This window comes from Shewanella zhuhaiensis (assembly GCF_022484835.1).
Classification (GTDB): Bacteria; Pseudomonadota; Gammaproteobacteria; order Enterobacterales; family Shewanellaceae; genus Shewanella; species Shewanella khirikhana.
In genome coordinates this window covers 108,642-128,099 of record NZ_JAKUDL010000008.1, presented here as the reverse complement: position 1 = coordinate 128,099, position 19,458 = coordinate 108,642, and the positions used below count along the sequence as shown (strand labels likewise).

Sequence of the window (19,458 nt, the reverse complement as noted above, 5' to 3'; positions counted from 1 at the left end):
ATCAAGATGGCAGCAGAATGCGTTTACGGGGGCGTCAAAGCAGCGATAACGGCGCCACTGATGAATAAACACCCAGCTTTTGCATAAAAGCCAAGCTGTGTCGGGAAGGTGCGAATAAGTCCCGTGCTTGCTCTGCGTGAGCTTAAAGTGGATAGATGCAAGGCACAGTTCACAGCGAATGGCCCTGGTCCTTCGCACCTCTTTGATTTCAAAAGCAGGTAACGCAGCAGATACCGCTGTAAGCCACGCTCTTCGGGGCTTTGATAGCAACACCATTTCGGCGTTATTCAACTTCAACAGGACGGCGGGGGCGCCCAGCCATGCCCTCAGTTGAGTGCCTTGAACTGTTGCTGCTATCAAAGCCAGAGCTGTGCGACGACTTGTTCGCACCTTCCTTAGATTAAAGCGGCATTTTCCCTACGCAATTATCGTGCCCCGGCGCAAGGGGGTGCAGGCGCAAAAATGCGGGTATGTGCCCTTTGTCGCAAATCGACAAACAGGGTCCTTCAGAAAGATTGATAGTTAATGTTAGCGGGTTGCAGCTGTGGTAACATTTTTAACAGGTAAATTGGTAAGACCAATTTGAGCAGATTTCAGGACCCCGGGTTTTCGAAGGTTTAAGGTTAATTCCGCGCCTCCCCAAAACCGCTCTGACGGGCAGTTCACCCAGGTGATATGCCCCACGCCAAGGACGACCTCAAGCTGGTCACGCAGGCTCAACCCGCTGTTTTTTTGGGGATCAAACATGTCAGAAGCAGCAAAACCCACCGAGGCCACCGGCCTCAATGAGACCGAAATGGCCTCTGCCAGCGATATCGCGGACAAAAGCTACCGCGAGCTGCATCGTCCAGCCTCGGAGTTTCCATCCCGCGAAGCCTATTTGGATCATGAACTTAAGATCATGAAACCCAGACGCTGGGGCCTTAACCTGCCCGGCCGCGACTTTAATTTTGAATGGGAAGATCTGGTGCCCGCCATCGCAGGTACCATAGGTATTACCGTGATGTACTCTGCGGTAATGGCCGCCTGGGCTTCGGGTCTTACCGAGCGCTGGGATCACGTCAACCTGGGCGCCGACTTTATCATTTCGGTGGTGCGGGTCGAAATGCTGATTCCCGCCCTGCTCTTCTGTATTATCAGTTCCGGCTTTATCAATCCCCGCGCCAACCTTGGCGGTAACCATGGCCCGATGATCCCACTGATTGGCGCCATTGCGCTGGCCGGTGCTCACCCACTGGCACTGGCAATTCTGCTGGGGGTATTCGGTCTCTTGCTGTCCTTCTTCAAAGGGGGGTCGCGGCTGGTAAACCTCACCAGCAGCGGGGTCGCCGGAGGCCTTTTGGTGTTCCTCGGCTTTATGGGGGCCAAGAGCCAGATTGAGTCTTTATTCAGTTGGGCGGGCGGCCTCGAGGCCAAGCACGCGCTGGATTACTCCTTAGGCTATGTGGCCTTCTTTATTCTGCTTGCCAACGTGGTGATTTACGCCCTGCTTGCCAAATTAGGTAAACGCTGGCTCGCCATTCCGCTGTGCTCGATTGCCGCGATTGTAATGGCCTTTGCCCTGGGCGCCGGGCTTGATCTTAAGTTCACTACGGCACCCGGTTTGCCAAACCTGAACCCTGTGTACTGGTGGGGCTCTACCGAAACCGGCTGGCAGCTTGGCCTGCCCAATATGCAGCACTTTATCGCCTCACTGCCCTTTGCCATTCTGGCGGTGGCCATGTGGTCGCCTGACTTCCTCGGCCACCGGATTTTCCAGGAGCTGAACTATCCCAAGGGCGCCGAGAAAGTGCTGATGGACGTGGATGATACCATGACCACCTGTTCGCTGCGTCAGATGGTGGGTACCGCAGTGGGCGGCGGTAACATCACCTCGAGCTGGGGTACATATATGATCCCGGCCGCCATCGCCAAGCGTCCCATTCCTGCCGGTGCCATTCTACTGGGTACCCTGTGTATTATTGTGGCGATTGTCGGTTATCCGATGGATCTGACTACCTGGCGCCCCGTGATGTCGATTGCGCTGCTGGTTGGTGTGTTCCTGCCGCTGCTGGAAGCCGGCCTGCAGATGGTGAAAGACAACCAGAGCAGCCAGGCCGCCGGGATCTGTATTTTCGGCTCCTTCGTGGCCAATCCCGTGCTTGCCTGGGCACTGACCATGCTGCTGGACAACAACGGTCTGATTGGTGACAAAGAGCGTGCCGCCAACCTGTCATTTGTTGACCGGGTGGTGATCCCGGGGCTTGCCTTCGTGATCTGTCTCGCCGCCATGCTGGCCGTGGGCATGATTGAAGGTATTCCACCACTGCTGTAACACTCACGCATACGATAAAAAGGGGCAAATGTGCCCCTTTTTCTTATTGTGCTTTTGGCCGTTGAAGCGCTATCTAATGTGTCAGATGGGACGAAATTCAGTGATCTCTGATGCCAACTTGCCACTGCCGGTTAAAAACTGCTAAGTCGGTAGCAAATTTTGCATTAATTGACCTAATCTTCGCCGCTTTTAAGTGCGACCCACCGGACCTTATGTTAATATGCAGCTGGACAATTGGTCTTACCAATTTAACTCTCAAACAAATTCACTGAGAGTCCTGTCCACCGAATCCGCCGGAAGGTCTTCCGGGGTCCTGGCCTCATCAGGGGATGTACCGCCGGGATGCAAAAGACTCGATGAGGGGAAACATCCCCGACCCTTTTCTCTAATAGAAGGTGAAGTACGATGACCGATAAAACTGAGCTGTTCCAAACCGCGTGGGAAGGATTCGTTCCCGGTGATTGGAAGTCCGATGTCAATGTACGTGACTTTATTCAGACCAACTACACCCCTTATGAAGGTGACGACAGCTTCCTGGCCGGACCCACCGCAGCCACCAACGCCCTGTGGGCCAAGGTGATGGAAGGCATCAAGGAAGAAAACCGCACCCACGCGCCGCTGGACTTTGATACCGACAAGGTATCCACCATCACCTCCCACGATGCCGGTTACATCGAAAAAGAGCTGGAGACCATTGTTGGTCTGCAAACCGATGCCCCGCTCAAGCGCGCCATGCTGCCAAACGGCGGTATTCGTATGGTGGAAAGCTCCTGCGCCGCCTATGACCGCGAGCTGGATGCCGACATCAAGTATGTTTACTCTGAGCTGCGCAAGACCCACAACCAGGGCGTGTTTGACATCTACACCCCGGAAATCCTTGCTTGCCGTAAATCAGGCGTGCTGACCGGTCTGCCTGATGCTTACGGCCGTGGCCGTATTATCGGTGACTATCGCCGCGTAGCCCTGTACGGTATCGACTTCCTGATGGCCGACAAGCTCAAGCAGTTCACGTCTTTGCAGGCTCGTTTCGAAGCCGGTGAAGATCTGCAGGCCACCATGCAGCTGCGCGAAGAAATCGCCGAGCAGCACCGCGCCCTGGCCCAGATGAAGAAAATGGCCGCCAAATACGGCTACGATATCTCTGGCCCTGCCAAAAACGCCCAGGAAGCCATTCAGTGGACCTACTTTGGCTACCTCGCCGCAGTGAAGAGCCAGAACGGTGCCGCCATGTCACTTGGCCGTACCTCCAGCTTTATCGATATCTACATCGAGCGCGATCTGAAAAACGGCACTCTGACCGAAGAGCAGGCGCAGGAGATGATCGACCACTTCGTGATGAAGCTGCGTATGGTGCGCTTCCTGCGTACCCCTGAGTACGATGAACTGTTCTCCGGCGACCCAATCTGGGCAACCGAGTCTATCGGCGGTATGGGCCTTGATGGCCGTACTCTGGTGACCAAGTCCAGCTTCCGCTTCCTGCACACCCTGTACAACATGGGCCCAAGCCCTGAGCCAAACATCACAGTGCTCTGGTCTGAAAAACTGCCACAGAACTTCAAAACCTTCTGTGCCAAGGTGTCTATCGATACCAGTTCTATCCAGTACGAAAACGATGATCTGATGCGTCCTGACTTTGAGTCTGACGACTACGCCATCGCCTGCTGCGTAAGCCCCATGGTTGTTGGCAAGCACATGCAGTTCTTCGGTGCCCGTGCAAACCTCGCCAAGACCATGCTGTATGCCATCAACGGCGGCGTGGACGAAAAGCTGAAAGTGCAGATTGGCCCCAAGTGTGACGCTATCACCAGCGAGTATCTGGACTATGACGATGTGATGTCACGTCTGGACGGCTTTATGGAGTGGCTGGCAACCCAGTATGTCACTGCGCTGAACGCCATTCACTTTATGCACGACAAGTATTCCTACGAAGCCGCGCTGATGGCCCTGCATGACCGCGACGTGCGCCGCACCATGGCCTGTGGTATTGCCGGTCTGTCGATTGCTGCCGACTCCCTGTCTGCCATCAAGCACGCCAAAGTGAAGCCGGTACGCGATGAGCAAGGCATTGCCGTTGATTTTGAAATCGAGGGTGACTATCCCAAGTTCGGTAACAACGACGCCCGCGTAGACGACATCGCCTGTATGCTGGTTGAGAGCTTTATGGCCAAAATCCGCAACAAGCAGATGTACCGCAACGCCATTCCAACCCAGTCAATTCTGACCATTACCTCTAACGTGGTGTACGGTAAGAAGACAGGTAACACCCCGGATGGTCGCCGTGCCGGTGCACCTTTTGCCCCAGGTGCCAACCCAATGCACGGCCGTGATGAGAAAGGCGCCATCGCCTCGCTCACCTCGGTAGCCAAACTGCCCTTTGCCCACGCACAGGATGGTATTTCTTACACCTTCTCCATCGTGCCCAATGCCCTGGGTAAAGATGAAAAGGCCCGTGAGCGTAACCTGGCCGCGCTGATGGACGGTTATTTCCGCCACAGCGAAAGCAATGAAGGCGGTCAGCACCTGAACGTAAACGTGATGAACCGTGAAATGCTCGAAGATGCAGTCAAGAACCCTGACAAGTATCCACAGCTCACCATCCGTGTGTCTGGTTACGCAGTGCGCTTTAACTCACTGACCCCAGAGCAGCAGCAGGATGTGATCACCCGCACCTTTACTCAAGGTTTGTAATTCAGGCGCTGGTAATTCATCAGTCGCTAAAGGACAATTGTGGCTCGCCACAATTGTCCCCTTCATCCAAACCAACCCAGGAGTTTCAATGACAGTCACAGGCAGGGTTCATTCAGTGGAATCCTTCGGCACAGTGGATGGTCCCGGCATCAGGTTTATTACCTTTATGCAGGGCTGTTTGATGCGCTGCCAATACTGCCATAACCGCGACACCTGGGATTTGGATGGCGGTAAAGAAATGCAGGTCGATGAGCTGATGAGTCAAATCATCAGCTATCGGCCTTTTTTGGATGCCAGCGGCGGCGGTGTGACTGCCAGTGGCGGCGAGGCCATTTTACAGGCCGAATTTGTGGCCGAGCTGTTCAAGGCCTGCCGCGCCGAAGGCATTCACACTTGTCTGGACACCAATGGTTTTGTGCGTAAGTACACCCCCGCCATTGATGTGCTGCTCAACAACACAGATCTGGTGCTTCTGGACATCAAACACATAGACGATGACCGGCATCAGGACTTAACCAAGGTCAGCAATCACCGCACCCTGCAGTTTGCCGAATACCTCGCCAAGCGCGGCCAGAAAACCTGGATCCGCTATGTGGTAGTCGCCGGTTTTACCGAAGATGTGCAAAGTGCTGAAAAGCTGGCTGATTTTATCGCCCCTATGGGCAATGTGGAAAAGGTGGAATTGCTGCCCTACCACGAACTGGGCAAACATAAGTGGGAAGCCATGGGCGAGGATTATCCGCTCAAGGATGTTCGGCCTCCCGGCAAAGACACCATGGAAGCCATTAAGGCCGCCTTTACGGCCCGTGGACTGAACGCGGTTTACTGAGACGTCAAACCTGAGCGCCGGTCAAAAATGGTGATTGGCGAAGCAAAAGACGAACCCGAGCCGGACTTAAAGCTCGTCCCAGTAACTTGCATCGAGGCGCTCGAAGGCTATCTTGAGAAGATTCGCCATATCGAGGTAACAGGCCTTGGCACCCAGGGGCACATAGTCGACCCCCATGGCACCCAGACGCTCCTGCAGCTGGTTGCCAAAACTGAGCAAAGACAGTGGCAATGGATGACGGGCGCGCTGCCCAAGCCACAACAAGCCCTGCAACGGCAGGCTTAAGAAAAACAGACCAATGGCTATGGCCTGGGGCAAAAATTCCCAGCCATGCAAATGGATTTGACTGGCAGCAGCAAGCACTGCCAGGGGCGGCATAAAACGCACCGCCAGCGACGTCGCCTTAACGATGCGATATTCGGGGAAAAAGAACCCCAAAGATTTCACCATGGGCCAGGCCTTCATATAACGGCGGCCATCGCCCAGGGTGGTGAAGAGTTGAAGCTTCAACCAAAGCCACCTTAAAACAGCTACAGACTGTCTTTACCTTAGCACAAAGGCAGTCGGCTCCCCAAGCGCCCGCGTTTGGCGAGAATGTGACAAAGATTTTCGGCGCCTCTGGTGCCACAGCGCCGGGCCTATTCCCGGTTAGCCAATTCATGACGCAAGAAGGTTTTATCATGTCCAATACACTGGTTCTGGTCCTCAACTGCGGCAGCTCCTCGTTGAAGTTTGCCATTCTGGATGCCACCAATGGCGACGAGAAGATTTCAGGTCTCGCCGAGTGCTTCGGCCTGGAAAATGCCCGCATCAAGTGGAAACTCAGCGGCGAGAAACACGAAGCCAGCCTGGGTGCCTTCAGCGCTCACCGCGAGGCGGTGGAGTTTATCGTTAACAAAATTCTGGTGAACGAGCCGGAGCTGAAGGCTCAGCTGATTGCCATCGGCCATCGCATCGTGCATGGCGGCGAGAAGTTCACCCATTCGGTAATCATCGATGATGCGGTAATCAAAGGCATTGAAGACTGCGCCTCACTGGCCCCCCTGCATAACCCAGCACACCTTATCGGCATTCGTGCCGCTCAGGCGTCTTTCCCTGCGCTGCCACAGGTGGCCGTGTTTGACACCGCCTTCCACCAGAGCATGCCAGACCGCGCTTACGTTTATGCCCTGCCCTACAAGCTGTACCGCGAGCACGGCATTCGTCGCTATGGCATGCACGGCACCAGCCACCTGTTTGTAAGCCGCGAGGCAGCCAAAGCGCTTGGCAAGGACCTGAGCGACACCAACGTAATCTGTGCCCACCTGGGTAACGGTGCCTCTGTGACTGCGGTAAAAGGCGGCAAGAGCGTGGATACCTCCATGGGTCTGACCCCGCTTGAGGGCTTGGTGATGGGTACCCGCTGCGGCGACCTGGACCCGTCCATCATCTACCATCTGGTTCACCAACTGGGCTACACCCTGGATGAAGTGAACAACCTGATGAACAAGCAAAGTGGTCTGCTGGGCATTTCTGAGCTGACCAACGACTGCCGCGGCATCGAAGAAGGTTACGCCGAAGGCCACAAGGGTGCGACCCTGGCGCTGGAAATCTTCTGCTATCGCCTCGCCAAGTACATCGCTTCTTACACAGTGCCTCTGGGCCGTCTGGACGCGATTGTGTTTACCGGCGGTATCGGTGAAAACTCAGACCTTATCCGCGAGAAGGTACTGAAGTTGCTCGAAATCTTTAACTTTGACGTCGATAGCGAGCGCAACCAGGCTGCCCGCTTCGGTAAGCAAGGGGTGATCACCAAAGACGGCAGCCCGATTGCCATGGTGATCCCCACCAACGAAGAGTGGGTCATCGCCGAAGACTCACTGCGCCTGGTTAACAAATAAGGCGCCAGCCGCCCCGGGACACCCCGCGGGCGGTTTTGCATTTCAAAGCATCACGATGGCGAGGCCATCACAGTAACACCATAAGAGGTACTTTATGTCCCGCAACATCATGTTGGTTCCCATAGGCACAGGCGTCGGCCTCACCTCTCTGAGCCTGGGCATGGTGCGCGCGCTGGAACGCCACGGCGTGAAAGTGCAGTTCTTTAAGCCCATCAGCCAGCAGCGCCCTGCCGATTCCGGCCCTGAGCGCTCCACCACTATTCTGTCCAAGTCTCCCACGGTCAACCCGCTGGAGCCCTTCGATATGCAGCACGCCGAGTCCCTGATCCGTACCGATCAGACCGATGTGCTGATGGAGCAAATCATTGCCCGCGCAGCGGAAATCGCCAGCAACACCGAGACCCTCATCATCGAAGGTCTGGTGCCGACCCGCAGCCATTCGTTCTCCGATGACGTGAACTATGCCATCGCCAAGGCGCTGGATGCCGACGTGATTTTCATCGCCACCCCGGGCAACGACACGCCGAATGCACTGATGAACCGTCTGGAAATCGCCTACAACAGCTGGGGCGGCAGCAAGAACAAACGCCTGATTGGTGCAGTCATAAACAAAATCGGCGCCCCCGTAGATGACGAAGGCCGCACCCGCCCTGACTTGTCGGAAGTGTTCGACCACCACGACATCCAAAAAGGCGATGCCACCGCCATGTTCCAGCTGCCCGGCAAGAGCAAGCTGCGCATCCTCGGCAGCGTGCCTTACAACCTGGATTTGGTATCACCCCGCGCCTCGGATCTGGCCAAGCACCTGCACGCACGGATCCTCAATGCCGGTGAGATGAACACCCGTCGTTTGCGCAAAGTGACCTTCTGCGCCCGCTCCATTCCCAACATGCTGAGTCACTTCCGTACCGACTCGCTGCTGGTGACCTCTGGCGACCGCTCTGATGTGATTGTGGCTGCCTGTCTTTCTGCCATGAACGGCGTGAAAATTGGTGCCCTGCTGCTTACCGGCTCCTACGAGCCTGAGCCGGAAGTGCTGAAACTGTGTGAGCAGGCGTTCGAAACCGGCCTGCCGGTGTTTATGGTGGATACCAACACCTGGCAAACCTCGCTGAATATTCAGCGCTTCAACCACGAAGTGCCGGTGGATGATGCCGTGCGTATCGAGCTGGTGCAGGAATATGTGGCCAGCCACATCGACCAGAGCTGGATTGAAAGCGTGACTCAAAACTCGCCCCGCGAGCACCGTTTGTCACCGCCGGCATTCCGCTACAAGCTCACCGAGCTTGCCCGCGAAGCCAAGAAGACCATAGTACTGCCGGAAGGCGACGAGCCGCGTACCATCAAGGCGGCCAGCATCTGCGCCGAGCGCGGCATTGCCCGCTGTGTGCTTTTAGGTAAGAAAGACGACATTCTGCGCATTGCCGCCACTCAGGATGTGGTGCTGGGCGATGGCGTAGAAATTCTCGACCCAGAGGAAATCCGTGAGCGTTATGTTGAGCCTATGCTGAACCTGCGCCGCCATAAGGGCCTGACCGAAGTGGTTGCCCGCGAGCAGCTGGAAGATAATATGGTGCTGGCCACCATGATGCTGGCTGAAGAGGAAGTGGACGGCATAGTATCAGGCGCTGTGAACACCACTGCCAACACCATTCGCCCTCCGCTGCAGCTTATCAAGACGGCACCGGGCTCCAGCCTGGTATCTTCCATCTTCTTCATGCTGATGCCGGATCAGGTACTGGTATACGGTGACTGTGCCATCAACCCGGATCCGAACGCCGAACAGCTGGCCGATATCGCCATCCAGTCGGCAGAATCTGCCAAGGCCTTTGGTATCGAGCCACGGGTTGCGATGATCAGTTACTCTACCGGTAACTCAGGCACAGGCTCAGATGTGGACAAGGTCCGTGAAGCTACCCGTATCGCCAAAGAGAAGCGCCCAGACCTTATCATCGACGGCCCACTGCAGTACGATGCGGCAGTGATGCCAAATGTGGCCCAGAGCAAGGCACCAGACAGCCCGGTGGCCGGTAAGGCAACCGTGTTTGTGTTCCCGGACCTCAACACAGGTAACACCACTTACAAAGCCGTACAGCGAAGCGCCGACCTTATCAGTATTGGCCCTATGCTGCAGGGTATGCGTAAGCCGGTAAATGACCTGTCACGTGGCGCTCTGGTGGACGATATCGTCTACACCATCGCCCTGACCGCCATTCAGGCGACCCAGGAGCAGTAATCACGCTGCAGACACAAAAACGCCGTCAACTGACGGCGTTTTTTATTGCCCATTCACAGAGGTTTATCAGACATTTTGAACAGATCTGCTCGCAAAAAGCCGATCGTCACTCAGATCAAAAACTGAAAATACCGGGGAATGGACATGGGGAAAATTCAGCCAAAAACTGCTGAACAAACAAGCGACAATTTTTTAGCCAACTGTCAAAACTTTGCTGTGCCAATCACTTAAGATAAATATCCTCACTCTTCAACACACTTGTCCACAGATTCTGTGGATAAGATGACTGGCCAATCCTCTCAGATATGACAGGTTTTGTTGCAGATCGCAATAGATCGAGCCAATCCCTTGTACTGTTTGGCGAAATTTCCGATACTTTAGCGCAAACACCTTGAAAAACGTGCGGAGCCCATGAGAGCTTTCCTGTTGGTTTTATTCTTTTTTCTGGCTGGTTGCAATGAATCGGTCGAACGTGCCACCAGCCCTAATCTGACGCCTGAGCAGGTCAGCATCGGCTTTTTCAGCGCCATATACGTGGAACGCGACGTAGCGCTGGCAAAAAAGTTTGTCGACGCTCCCATGCAGGAAGTGCTCGGTCACTATCACATTGCGGCCTCTGTGCAACGTCATATGCTCAATTTGTCGATGACCAATGTGGAAATGGAAGTGGATGAAATCGATATCGACTTCTTTCGCAAGTTCACCAGCGATGTCACTGTGAAGGTAAAGCTCAAGGGCCTCAAGGCCGGTCAGCCCTGGATTGACGACAGAACCGTGAGACTGCACAAGCGCGGCCAGAATTGGATTATCGTCGAAATTATGGATGAGAAGCGCATAGTGAACGGGTAACGGCGAACGGATAACTGCTGCCAGATAGTGCAAGGCTAACTGGATCACCAAATTGAAAAAGGCCACCCGAAGGTGGCCTTTTTGCTGATTATTATTCTTTTAGGTCTGCATGTCCCAGGACACGGAGGATTCTCAATCCAAAAACGCTTCTTCGTCCTTTTCCAGAGGCAGTGACTCAATCACTTCATCCTGCACCTGATAATACGCGTTTTCGTACTCATGAATTTCCATAACGGGCTCCGGCTTTGTTTTGGGTCGGGTACTGAGGTTCTGTCTATTCTTCGCAGACATGAACTCTGTGTGGCACGGCGTCTGAGGTCTGACGCTGCCTGATACGTTCCGATTGGTGCTGGCCGATTGGTGTCGGCCGATTAAAATCGGGTATCAGCTTGGCTGTCCACGGGGCGAAGTATACCAGCCTCGAAACGGGAATTACAGTTTACTTTCAGTTTTGTGACCCATTTTGGCAATTATTTACTGAAAGGCTGGTTAATAAATGCTCAAAACGTAACCCATCATGAAAGTCTTTCAGTTTGACAGCTTTCCCCACCTGCAATTCAAACCTTAATAGCCGCCTTATTCGCCATTTATATTAGCGGTTGCTTTTAGCAACTAAACAGTATAGGCAATCAAATTTCGACGGTGCTATTAGTTAGGGTGTCAACAGCAGGAGACTGTCATATGAATGCGCTGATCGATTTTCAGGCTGACCGGCTTGCCGCTCTCATAGGACGTGGGGACGTGTTGGGGATACGGATGTTCATGGAAAACATGCACATACCTTTGGATGTGCAAGACCGACTGTGCGACGACATGCACAGTTTAAGCAGCGATCCACTGCGGATTGCATCCTGGCTCGAGGACAATGGCCACTCTGCCATATCCGAGAGATTAAGTTACTAACCTTTAGGGCTTTTAACCCAAATAGCCGGTTCATTTGCTTGCCTGCTTACTCAGGCTTCAAGGCAAAAGCTTGGGGTTATGGGCACCAGCCACAAAGACATTTGTCATCAAAACGTCAACAAAAAAACCGCCGGGATATTCCGGCGGTCTTATCTTGTCTGTCGCCTTTATAGCAGCCTTTAAACACAGCAGCCTTTATGCATAGGCACCGTTAAGCACGGGGACCTTAAGCATTGGGACCTAATACATATCCACTCTATTGAGTTCGCCAGTCTTCCAAAACGGCCAAATCAACAGTCTCGGCAGTTACTCAGCCGTCTTGCGATAGTGCAGCACCTTGAGGGATTTCTCCTCATCCACATCGGCATAGACTTCAGGGTTGGCAACGCGGCCAACAAACTCGAGCGCAGGCGCGGTATCTTTTACCTGCTGCATTAAAAAATCGCTGCCAAGCTCGGGGGCATTCAAACACAGCAGCACATCACCACCCGGCGCCACCAGCTCTGGCAGGCGCCTTAGCAAACGCACATAGTCCTTGGTGGCGATAAAGCTGCCTTTTTGATTGCTTGGGGGATCGGCAATCACCAGGTCGTACGGGCCATAGCGGGTCAGCTTGCCCCAGCTGCTGAAAATATCATGACCGAGGAAGCGCACGCCGCCATCGATGCCATTCAGCTGATGGTTCTGCTTACCAATCGATAAGGCGCCTTTGGCCATGTCGATGTTGACCACTTCTTCGGCGCCGCCGGCACGCGCTGCTACCGAAAATGCACAGGTATAGCTGAATAGATTCAACACCTTTTTGCCATCGGCATGCTCACGCACAAAACGTCTGCCTTCGCGCATATCGAGAAACAAACCGTGGTTTTGGCCACGAAGCAAATGCACCAGATACTTAAGCCCCAGCTCGCTTATCACATGGGTCTCGGGCAGTTCGCCGGATAACAGCTCGGTGCGGGTGCCCAGGCCACTGCGATGCTGAAACACCAGGTTCAGCGGCAATTGGGGTGAAACCCGCTGCCAGAAGCTCTCGACCACCGAGCGAACCTCAGCAAGTTCCTGCTCGCCAAGTTCGCGAAACGATGTCAGCAGCAAGGCAGGCGGGTACCAATCGAGACAAAGGTGCTCGGCGCCAACAAAACGCCCTCCCCGGCCATGGAAAATTCGCTGGCAATCTTCCGGCAGACTCGCTTGCTGCATAAATTCAAAAAAGGCGTTCATGGCCTGTCATCCTTTCTAACTCGCACTCACAGGTACGTTCAACGTCAGCCATGGTTGCTGACGGCTTAAAAACAAAGCGGGCGGCCAGGCCACCCGCAATAACTGATAGTTACTCCGCCGCTTGCGGCGCAGGCTTAGGCCTTTTCGCTGCCGCTGGTATTGTCGGCCGGTTTCAGCTCATCGACATCATCGCTCAGCAAAATCGCCAGCCAACGGCCACTGGCACTGCGCTCGAGCGCGATTTTTACAATCATGGTCAGCGGCACCGACAGCAGCATGCCCACAGAGCCGAGCAACCAGCCCCAGAAAATCAAACTGAGGAACACCACCAGGGTCGACAAACCCAGGCCACGGCCCATGAATTTGGGCTCTACCACATTGCCCATCACCATATTGGTGCCCAGGTACAGCAGCGCCGTACCGCCCGCAGCGGCGGGGCCAAGCTGAATAAAGGCCAGCAGGATAGCGGGAATGGCTGCGATAATCGAGCCGATATTGGGAATGTAGTTAAACAGGAACGCGATAACCGCCCACAAGAGCGCATAATCCACCCCAAAAATGCTCAGACCAATGCCAACAATGGCACCGGTGGCCAGGCTCACCAGGGTCTTAATCACCATATATTGGTTGACCGAGTGCAGGAATTTATCGATTTGCTGCAAGCGCATCTCGGGGTCATCCAGCGCCAGGTGCACCTTTTTCGGCAGTGATTGGGCCTCAAACAACATAAACACAATGGTAAGGATGATCAGAAACAGATTCGCCATCACGTTGCCAACACCAGACAACATATTGGTGGTCATCGACAGCGCCATACCCGGGTCGAAGTAGGCCAGCACCTGCTCTTTGGAAATCTTGATATTTAAGGTGTGCAGCTTTTCCAATACCCAGCCGAATTGCTGAATAAGCTGATCCCGATATTGTGGTAACTGTTTGGAAAACTCATTGATGGAGCTGCCCACCAGTGATGCCAGCCACAGCCCCAACATCACAATAAAAAACATCAGCAGCATGACCGCCAGCCATTTGGGGACCCGAAAGCGCATCATCCAGCTGATCACCGGATTACAGATCACCGCGATAAAGGCCGCCAGCACAAAGGGCACGACGATAGGGCTTGCCGCCTTGATCCCAGCCAGGATCACCACCAGAAACGCCATAATGGCAAAACCACGGAAGGCGACCGAGGTCTTTTCGAGGGGATTAACCAAAATAAAATCCTTCTATTTCAAGCGAAACTTGTTAACCTTGCCCTGAAATTCCATCAAAGACGAGCAAGTTGACACGGCTATGAAATCAGAGATCGCCACCATTCGCATCAAAAATCTGCGCCTTCGTACCCACATAGGGATCAAAGAAGATGAGATCCAGAATAAACAAGACGTTATCATCAATGTCGTCATAGCATACCATGCCGAGCAGGCCCAGCAGAGCGATAACATGGATGACGCCCTCAATTATCGCACCATCACCAAACGCATCATCGCCCTGGTGGAAGACAACCGTTTTTCCCTGCTCGAACACCTCACTGCCCGTATCCTGGATATTGCCAGCGAGCACCCCAGCGTGACCGAAGCCAGCGTTGAAGTCGACAAGCCCCATGCCCTGCGTTTTGCCGATTCTGTGTCCATGGAGCTCAGTTTCAAACGCGAGCAGTGATCTCCAAGGCGCCAATCTCGGTATATGCTTGTAGGAAGAGACGTTTCGGGAGCCATTCATGAAAATCCTGCTGACCGGCGCCACAGGCTTTATCGGCCGCCAACTGGTGGCCTCACTGCAAGGACATCAGCTGAGCATTGTCAGTCGCGACACCGCCGCCGCACGGGAACTGCTCGGGGATGAGCACGACTATCTGCGTACCCTCGACAAGCTGGATAACCTCAACGGCTACGATGCGGTGATTAACCTCGCCGGCGAGCCCATAGTGGGCAAGCGCTGGAGCGAGGCGCAAAAAAAGCTGCTCTGTCACAGCCGCTGGGATATTACCGAACTGCTGGCTGCCCTTATTTCCCAAAGCGATAACCCGCCATCGGTGTTTATCAGTGGCTCTGCGGTTGGCTTTTATGGCGCCCAGGGCGTTGATCGCCTCAGTGAGTCATCAACGCCCCATCCTGAATTTACCCATATGCTGTGTGCCAATTGGGAGCAATTGGCGCTGGATGCCGCCAGCGAGCAAACCCGGGTGTGTGTACTGCGCACCGGCATAGTGCTCGGCAAACATGGCGGCGCGCTGGCAAAAATGCTGCCCGCCTTCAAAGCTTGCCTCGGCGGCCCCATAGGGAAAGGCACCCAGGGCATGAGCTGGATCCATATCGAAGACATGGTCGGCCTTATCCGCTTTTTACTTGCCAACGACAGCTGCCGAGGAATTTTCAACGCCACTGCACCGAACCCTGTCAGTAATGCGGTGTTCGCCCATACACTCGGCGAAGTTCTGCATCGCCCGGCGCTGGTACCGGCTCCGGCGTTTGCGATGAAGCTGCTGCTTGGGGAGGCCGCCACCCTGCTGCTGGATGGGCAATTTGTGCTGCCCACCCATGCAAAAGAAGCAGGCTTTGGTTTTCGCTACCCACAGCTGCGCCAGGCACTGGAAAATCTGCTCTGAGCCCCGGAAAAGTGCAGCTTAAGTGTCAGTAGCAACGAAAAGAAAAGGCGCCCAAGGGCGCCTTTTAAATGGTTGTACTTTAAGTTCCTGTCCACTACTCCTGGGTGCGCAGCAGCGACAGGCAACTGCGGGACAACAGCTCGCGGCAGCGCCAGTATCCCAGCAACGCAACCAACACCGCGCCAAGCACAGGTGCATAGAGCCACCACTGCAAATGCCAGTTTACAGTCAATTCAAACACCCAGGTCTTTAGCATAAACAGCACAGCTTCGGTGACCACCACAGCCACCACCCCGGCCACAGCGCCAAGCACGGCAAACTCCATGGTGGTGGCAAGTTGCAGCAAGCTGCCGCCTGCACCAAAGGTTCGCAGCACCGCCAGCTCACGTTGGCGCACCGACATGCCCGCCTCCGTTTGCGCCCACAGCACCAGGCTTGAAGCGGCAATCACCAAGGCCAGAACAACCCCAAGCGCCAGCGACACCTGCGCCACTATATTCCTGAGCTGCGCCACCATGGCGCCTACGTCTATCACCGAAATGGTGGGAAAGCCCTTGATAAGTTCAACCACCAGCGGCCGTTTCGCTTCTTCCAGATGGAAGCTCAGCATCGAGGTATAGGCAAAGCGCTGCAGCGCCTGCTCACTGAAAATCATGAAGAAATTGGGCTGCATGGTTTCCCAGCGCACGGTGCGGATACTGGTTACGTGCACATCCAGCGTCTGGTTATCAATCACAAACGACAGACTGTCACCCAGCTTGAGCCCGAGCCGCTCAGCCACCTTGGCCTCCACCGACACCCCATCAGGATCCTCGCCAAATTCGCCGGACACCAGGCTGTTGTTGGGTGGCAGGGTGTCGCGCCAGGTCATATTGAGTTCACGGCCAATACCTACCCGGCCCTGGGCGCCCTCTTCAGCCTGTTGCTGACTGATAAGAGCCTCGCCGTTTATCGATGCCAAACGGCCACGCACCACAGGATAAATGTCCGTGCGCTCTATCTGATGTTGCTCGAGAAATTCGGCCAGCGGCGCCTCATCCTCAGGGGCTATGTTCACCAAAAAGAAGTTGGGCGCACCTTGCGGCAGTTGGCGCTGCCAATCATCCAGCAAGTCCTGACGCAGCGCCAAAATGGTCAGCAGCAACACCAGCGCGGTGGAAAAGCCAACCAGTTGCACCGAGTTTTGTGCAGCGCGGCGCCTGAGTCCCGCCAGCGCCAGTTGCAATGGATTGGTGGTTTTAAGCCCGGCGCCATGACCGATACGGATCATCACAAAACCGAGCACAAACAAAATGGCGCCAAGCAGCAAGGCACCAGTCACCACAGCACCGGTTAATTGCCACGAGCGCGAATAGGCATAACCCAGAATGGCCATCGCACTGAGGCTTAGCAGCGCATGCAGCCACACACCGGCACCCTGCCCGGTCAGCTCGCGCTGCAGCACCCGCAGCGGCGGAATGGCAAGCAGCCTAAGCAGTGGGTAGGCTGAAAACATCAGCGCACTGATCCCGCCGGTCAAGACGCCAAGCAGGATAGGACGCACCAGCGGCGCACTGTAGGCTTTAAGCTCATCGGGCAGGAAAGCCGCCACCAGCGCATCGAGCCCAAGCCCGGCCAGCACCCCAACCATCACGCCAACCAAGGTCACCAGCCCCAGATGGAGGGCAAACAGGGTACGGATCTCCTTTGAAGACGCGCCAAAGGTTTTGAACATGGCGACCACGTCATAATGACGCTGACAATAGCGCTGGGCGGCAATACCGATGGCGGCGCACGCCAGCGCAATCCCCAGCAGGCTTGCCAGCAGTAAAAAGCGCTCGGCCCGCTCCACTGCACCCGCAATGGGCGAATCGCCGCTTTTCACATCTCTTAAGCGCTGTGAGCTTGAAAGCTCGGCTTTCATCAGGGTATCGAGCTCAGTTAATGCCGCGCTGTCACCGGTAAACTGATACAGATAGGTCACCCGGCTGCCGGGGCCAACGATCCCGGTGGAAGCTACATCGTCCATGCGCATCAGCACCACGGGCGACGAGGCAAAGGGGTTGAAGCCAGCATCCGGCAGGCGGCGGATTTCAGCGGCAAGAGCAAAGCTGCGCTCACCTATCTCCAGCTTATCGGCGTTGCCAATTAACCCGGCGAGCCGTCCTTCGAACCACAGAGCCCCGGGCTCGGGCAGCGCAGCGGTAGGGCCATCGGCAAGCTCAATCTGGCCTTTGAGCGGATAGCCAGGACCAACCGCGCGCACTGTGACCAACTGAAACTGATCATTGGACCAGGCCATGGAGTTAAACAGCATGCTATCGGTGCGTTTAAGCGCCAGCGCATCGGTTTTGGCAAGCAGTGCTGCCGGCAGTGGCTGAGGCGAGTCTATGATGCGATCGGCCGCGGTAAATTTGGCCGCCTCGCCGTTAATGGCCACCTGCAGCCGCTCACTGACCCGGGCCAGGCCTGTGACCGCCATAACCGCGAGGGCAATGGCCAGCAGGATCAACATAAGTTGCCCCTGGCGCAGTTCACGCCAGAAAAGCCGTAAGGCGAGCGCTCTTAACATGCCGCCTCCCGCACTTCGGCTGTCGCATCAGCAGCACTCGACTCCGCAATTACAGTGGTTTCGGCCAGCTCGCCTTCGGTCATGGTGAACTGACGCTCACAGCGCAGTGCCAGCTGGTTATCGTGGGTGACCAGCACCAAAGTAGTGCCAAGCTCGGCATTGAGTTCAAACAGCATGTCGGCAACCCTGTGGGCATTACCGCCATCGAGGTTGCCGGTTGGCTCATCGGCAAACAGCACCCGCGGCTCACCGATAAAGGCTCGGGCAATGGCCACCCGCTGCTGCTCGCCGCCGGAGAGCTGGCGTGGCAGGTGGTTGATGCGGTGCGAAAGCCCAACCCGCTCAAGCATCGCCAGCGCCCGTTCTTTGGCGTCTTTCATGCCGCCAAGTTCGGCCGGCAACATCACGTTTTCCAGCGCCGTCAGGGTATCTACCAGCATAAAGGACTGAAAAATAAAGCTGACTTTCTTTTTCCGCAGTGCGGCTTTCGCCTCTTCGCCGAGCCCTGACAGTGGACTGCCGTCGAGCCAAATTTCCCCTTCCGAGGGCGTGTCCAGCGCCGCCAGTAACCCAAGCAGGGTCGACTTTCCCGAGCCAGAGGGGCCGATAATGGCCACCGATTGCCCCGGCTTGACTTCCATATCCACCCCTTTCAGGATAGTGAGCTCCCCTTCCTGGGTTTGGACGATTTTTTTAAGGTGGGCGACTTTGATGGCATGGCTTTGTGACATAGTTTCTGAATTCCGTAAATTTCGTGGCATGGGCTGGATGCTGACTTGCCTGTTTCTGGCATTCCCCCTGAAGGCCGAAACTATATTAATCCTCGGCGACAGCTTGAGTGCAAGTTATGGTATGGAAGAAAATCAAGGCTGGATCAATCTGATGCGCCCCAAACTGCAGGGACACACCCTGGTCAACGGCGCTGTGAGCGGCGAAACCAGCGCTGGCGGTCTTAGGCGACTGCCCGGCCTGCTTGAGTCTGCCAAGCCCTCGGTGGTGTTTGTGATGCTGGGTGGCAACGATGGTCTGCGGGGATTCTCGCCGGTTGAGCTGAAAAAGAATCTTACAAAAATCATTGACCTGGCTCAGAGCAGTGGCGCAAACGTGCTGCTGAGCGAAGTGATGGTGCCCACCAATTACGGCCCCCGCTATGCCAAGGCCTTTGCCCAGGTTTACGCCGAGCTGGGTCAGCGCGACGGCGTAACCCTGATGCCATTTTTTATGACCCAAATCGTGACCCGCCCCGAACTGATGCAGCGGGACGGAATTCACCCCAACCAAGCTGCCCAGGGCGAGATTGCCGATATTATGTTGCCCTGGTTTGCCGCCATGGTGAGCTCGCCAGCCACAGCGGCCAACCCGGGCTGAACCGGGGGTAAACT

15 protein-coding genes are annotated in these 19,458 nt (G+C 55.4%); 10 read left to right on the top strand and 5 right to left on the bottom strand.

All coding sequences use genetic code 11. The features are described from left to right. The first annotated feature begins 796 nt into the window (after positions 1 to 796). The 3 genes from MJ923_RS18235 (at position 797) to pflA (ending at position 5,831) form a co-directional block, all read left to right on the top strand. Positions 797 to 2,314 carry a DUF3360 family protein gene (locus MJ923_RS18235; protein WP_126169433.1) on the top strand — a complete coding sequence of 506 codons (1,518 nt, stop codon included), beginning with the start codon at positions 797 to 799 and terminating at the stop codon, positions 2,312 to 2,314. Between the two features lie 405 nt (positions 2,315 to 2,719). Then, positions 2,720 to 5,002: a formate C-acetyltransferase gene (gene pflB / locus MJ923_RS18230; RefSeq protein WP_240592311.1), complete on the top strand. Its 2,283-nt coding sequence runs from the start codon at positions 2,720 to 2,722 to the stop codon at positions 5,000 to 5,002. Positions 5,003 to 5,090: 88 nt separating this feature from the next. Then, entirely contained in the window at positions 5,091 to 5,831 is a 741-nt protein-coding gene (pflA, locus tag MJ923_RS18225; protein WP_240592310.1) for a pyruvate formate lyase 1-activating protein, read from the top strand. 66 nt (positions 5,832 to 5,897) lie between these two features. On the opposite strand, the gene yfbV is transcribed toward pflA, so the two are convergent. Then, positions 5,898 to 6,341 carry a terminus macrodomain insulation protein YfbV gene (gene yfbV / locus MJ923_RS18220; protein ID WP_126166651.1) on the bottom strand — a complete coding sequence of 148 codons (444 nt, stop codon included), beginning with the start codon at positions 6,339 to 6,341 and terminating at the stop codon, positions 5,898 to 5,900. Between the two features lie 170 nt (positions 6,342 to 6,511). On the opposite strand from yfbV, the gene ackA reads away from it, so the two are divergent. The 4 genes from ackA (at position 6,512) to MJ923_RS18200 (ending at position 11,699) form a co-directional block, all read left to right on the top strand. Then, positions 6,512 to 7,711: an acetate kinase gene (ackA, locus tag MJ923_RS18215; protein ID WP_240592309.1), complete on the top strand. Its 1,200-nt coding sequence runs from the start codon at positions 6,512 to 6,514 to the stop codon at positions 7,709 to 7,711. Between the two features lie 94 nt (positions 7,712 to 7,805). Next, a complete protein-coding gene (gene pta / locus MJ923_RS18210; RefSeq protein ID WP_126166649.1) occupies positions 7,806 to 9,947 on the top strand; it encodes a phosphate acetyltransferase in 2,142 nt (713 codons plus the stop codon). 411 nt (positions 9,948 to 10,358) lie between these two features. Beyond that, the gene (locus tag MJ923_RS18205; protein WP_240592308.1) at positions 10,359 to 10,796 is read left to right on the top strand and encodes a hypothetical protein; all 438 of its coding nucleotides are present in this window, start codon (positions 10,359 to 10,361) and stop codon (positions 10,794 to 10,796) included. A 681-nt stretch (positions 10,797 to 11,477) separates the two neighbouring features. Next, entirely contained in the window at positions 11,478 to 11,699 is a 222-nt protein-coding gene (locus MJ923_RS18200; protein WP_126166647.1) for a hypothetical protein, read from the top strand. A gap of 306 nt (positions 11,700 to 12,005) precedes the next feature. Here MJ923_RS18200 and MJ923_RS18195 read toward each other — a convergent pair whose 3' ends face one another. Together MJ923_RS18195 and MJ923_RS18190 are read right to left on the bottom strand one after the other, a co-directional pair. After that, positions 12,006 to 12,920 carry a class I SAM-dependent methyltransferase gene (locus MJ923_RS18195; protein ID WP_240592307.1) on the bottom strand — a complete coding sequence of 305 codons (915 nt, stop codon included), beginning with the start codon at positions 12,918 to 12,920 and terminating at the stop codon, positions 12,006 to 12,008. Positions 12,921 to 13,054: 134 nt separating this feature from the next. After that, complete coding sequence (locus MJ923_RS18190) at positions 13,055 to 14,080, bottom strand: AI-2E family transporter (protein WP_240592349.1); 1,026 nt, start codon at positions 14,078 to 14,080, stop codon at positions 13,055 to 13,057. Between the two features lie 130 nt (positions 14,081 to 14,210). Here MJ923_RS18190 and folX point away from each other — a divergent pair, with 130 nt between their 5' ends. Both folX and MJ923_RS18180 read left to right on the top strand, forming a co-directional pair. Then, positions 14,211 to 14,579 (top strand): dihydroneopterin triphosphate 2'-epimerase, encoded by a 369-nt coding sequence (folX, locus tag MJ923_RS18185; protein WP_240592306.1) that lies wholly within the window; start codon positions 14,211 to 14,213, stop codon positions 14,577 to 14,579. A 58-nt stretch (positions 14,580 to 14,637) separates the two neighbouring features. Further along, positions 14,638 to 15,525, top strand: a complete 888-nt coding sequence (locus MJ923_RS18180) for a TIGR01777 family oxidoreductase (protein WP_240592305.1) — start codon at positions 14,638 to 14,640, stop codon at positions 15,523 to 15,525. 94 nt (positions 15,526 to 15,619) lie between these two features. Here the strand turns inward: MJ923_RS18180 and MJ923_RS18175 are convergent, their stop codons facing one another. Together MJ923_RS18175 and MJ923_RS18170 are read right to left on the bottom strand one after the other, a co-directional pair. Beyond that, a complete protein-coding gene (locus MJ923_RS18175; RefSeq protein ID WP_240592304.1) occupies positions 15,620 to 18,076 on the bottom strand; it encodes an ABC transporter permease in 2,457 nt (818 codons plus the stop codon). Next, positions 18,070 to 18,807, bottom strand: a complete 738-nt coding sequence (locus MJ923_RS18170; RefSeq protein WP_240592303.1) for an ABC transporter ATP-binding protein — start codon at positions 18,805 to 18,807, stop codon at positions 18,070 to 18,072. Before MJ923_RS18170 ends, MJ923_RS18175 begins: the two co-directional genes overlap by 7 nt. Between MJ923_RS18170 and MJ923_RS18165 the strand changes: the two genes are divergently transcribed. Beyond that, a complete protein-coding gene (locus MJ923_RS18165; RefSeq protein ID WP_420854496.1) occupies positions 18,788 to 19,444 on the top strand; it encodes an arylesterase in 657 nt (218 codons plus the stop codon). The genes MJ923_RS18170 and MJ923_RS18165 overlap by 20 nt on opposite strands. Positions 19,445 to 19,458 lie beyond the last annotated feature (14 nt).

Bases quoted from the DNA above. Each gene is read 5' to 3' on its own strand.
- MJ923_RS18235 (WP_126169433.1), top strand. From the start codon at position 797: ATGGCCTCTGCCAGCGATATCGCGGACAAAAGCTACCGCGAGCTGCAT.
- pflB (WP_240592311.1), top strand. From the start codon at position 2,720: ATGACCGATAAAACTGAGCTGTTCCAAACCGCGTGGGAAGGATTCGTT.
- pflA (WP_240592310.1), top strand. From the start codon at position 5,091: ATGACAGTCACAGGCAGGGTTCATTCAGTGGAATCCTTCGGCACAGTG.
- ackA (WP_240592309.1), top strand. From the start codon at position 6,512: ATGTCCAATACACTGGTTCTGGTCCTCAACTGCGGCAGCTCCTCGTTG.
- pta (WP_126166649.1), top strand. From the start codon at position 7,806: ATGTCCCGCAACATCATGTTGGTTCCCATAGGCACAGGCGTCGGCCTC.
- MJ923_RS18205 (WP_240592308.1), top strand. From the start codon at position 10,359: ATGAGAGCTTTCCTGTTGGTTTTATTCTTTTTTCTGGCTGGTTGCAAT.
- MJ923_RS18200 (WP_126166647.1), top strand. From the start codon at position 11,478: ATGAATGCGCTGATCGATTTTCAGGCTGACCGGCTTGCCGCTCTCATA.
- MJ923_RS18195 (WP_240592307.1), bottom strand. From the start codon at position 12,920: ATGAACGCCTTTTTTGAATTTATGCAGCAAGCGAGTCTGCCGGAAGAT.
- MJ923_RS18190 (WP_240592349.1), bottom strand. From the start codon at position 14,080: ATGGCGTTTCTGGTGGTGATCCTGGCTGGGATCAAGGCGGCAAGCCCT.
- folX (WP_240592306.1), top strand. From the start codon at position 14,211: ATGAAATCAGAGATCGCCACCATTCGCATCAAAAATCTGCGCCTTCGT.
- MJ923_RS18180 (WP_240592305.1), top strand. From the start codon at position 14,638: ATGAAAATCCTGCTGACCGGCGCCACAGGCTTTATCGGCCGCCAACTG.
- MJ923_RS18175 (WP_240592304.1), bottom strand. From the start codon at position 18,076: ATGTTAAGAGCGCTCGCCTTACGGCTTTTCTGGCGTGAACTGCGCCAG.
- MJ923_RS18165 (WP_420854496.1), top strand. From the start codon at position 18,788: ATGGCATGGCTTTGTGACATAGTTTCTGAATTCCGTAAATTTCGTGGC.
- MJ923_RS18170 (WP_240592303.1), bottom strand. From the start codon at position 18,807: ATGTCACAAAGCCATGCCATCAAAGTCGCCCACCTTAAAAAAATCGTC.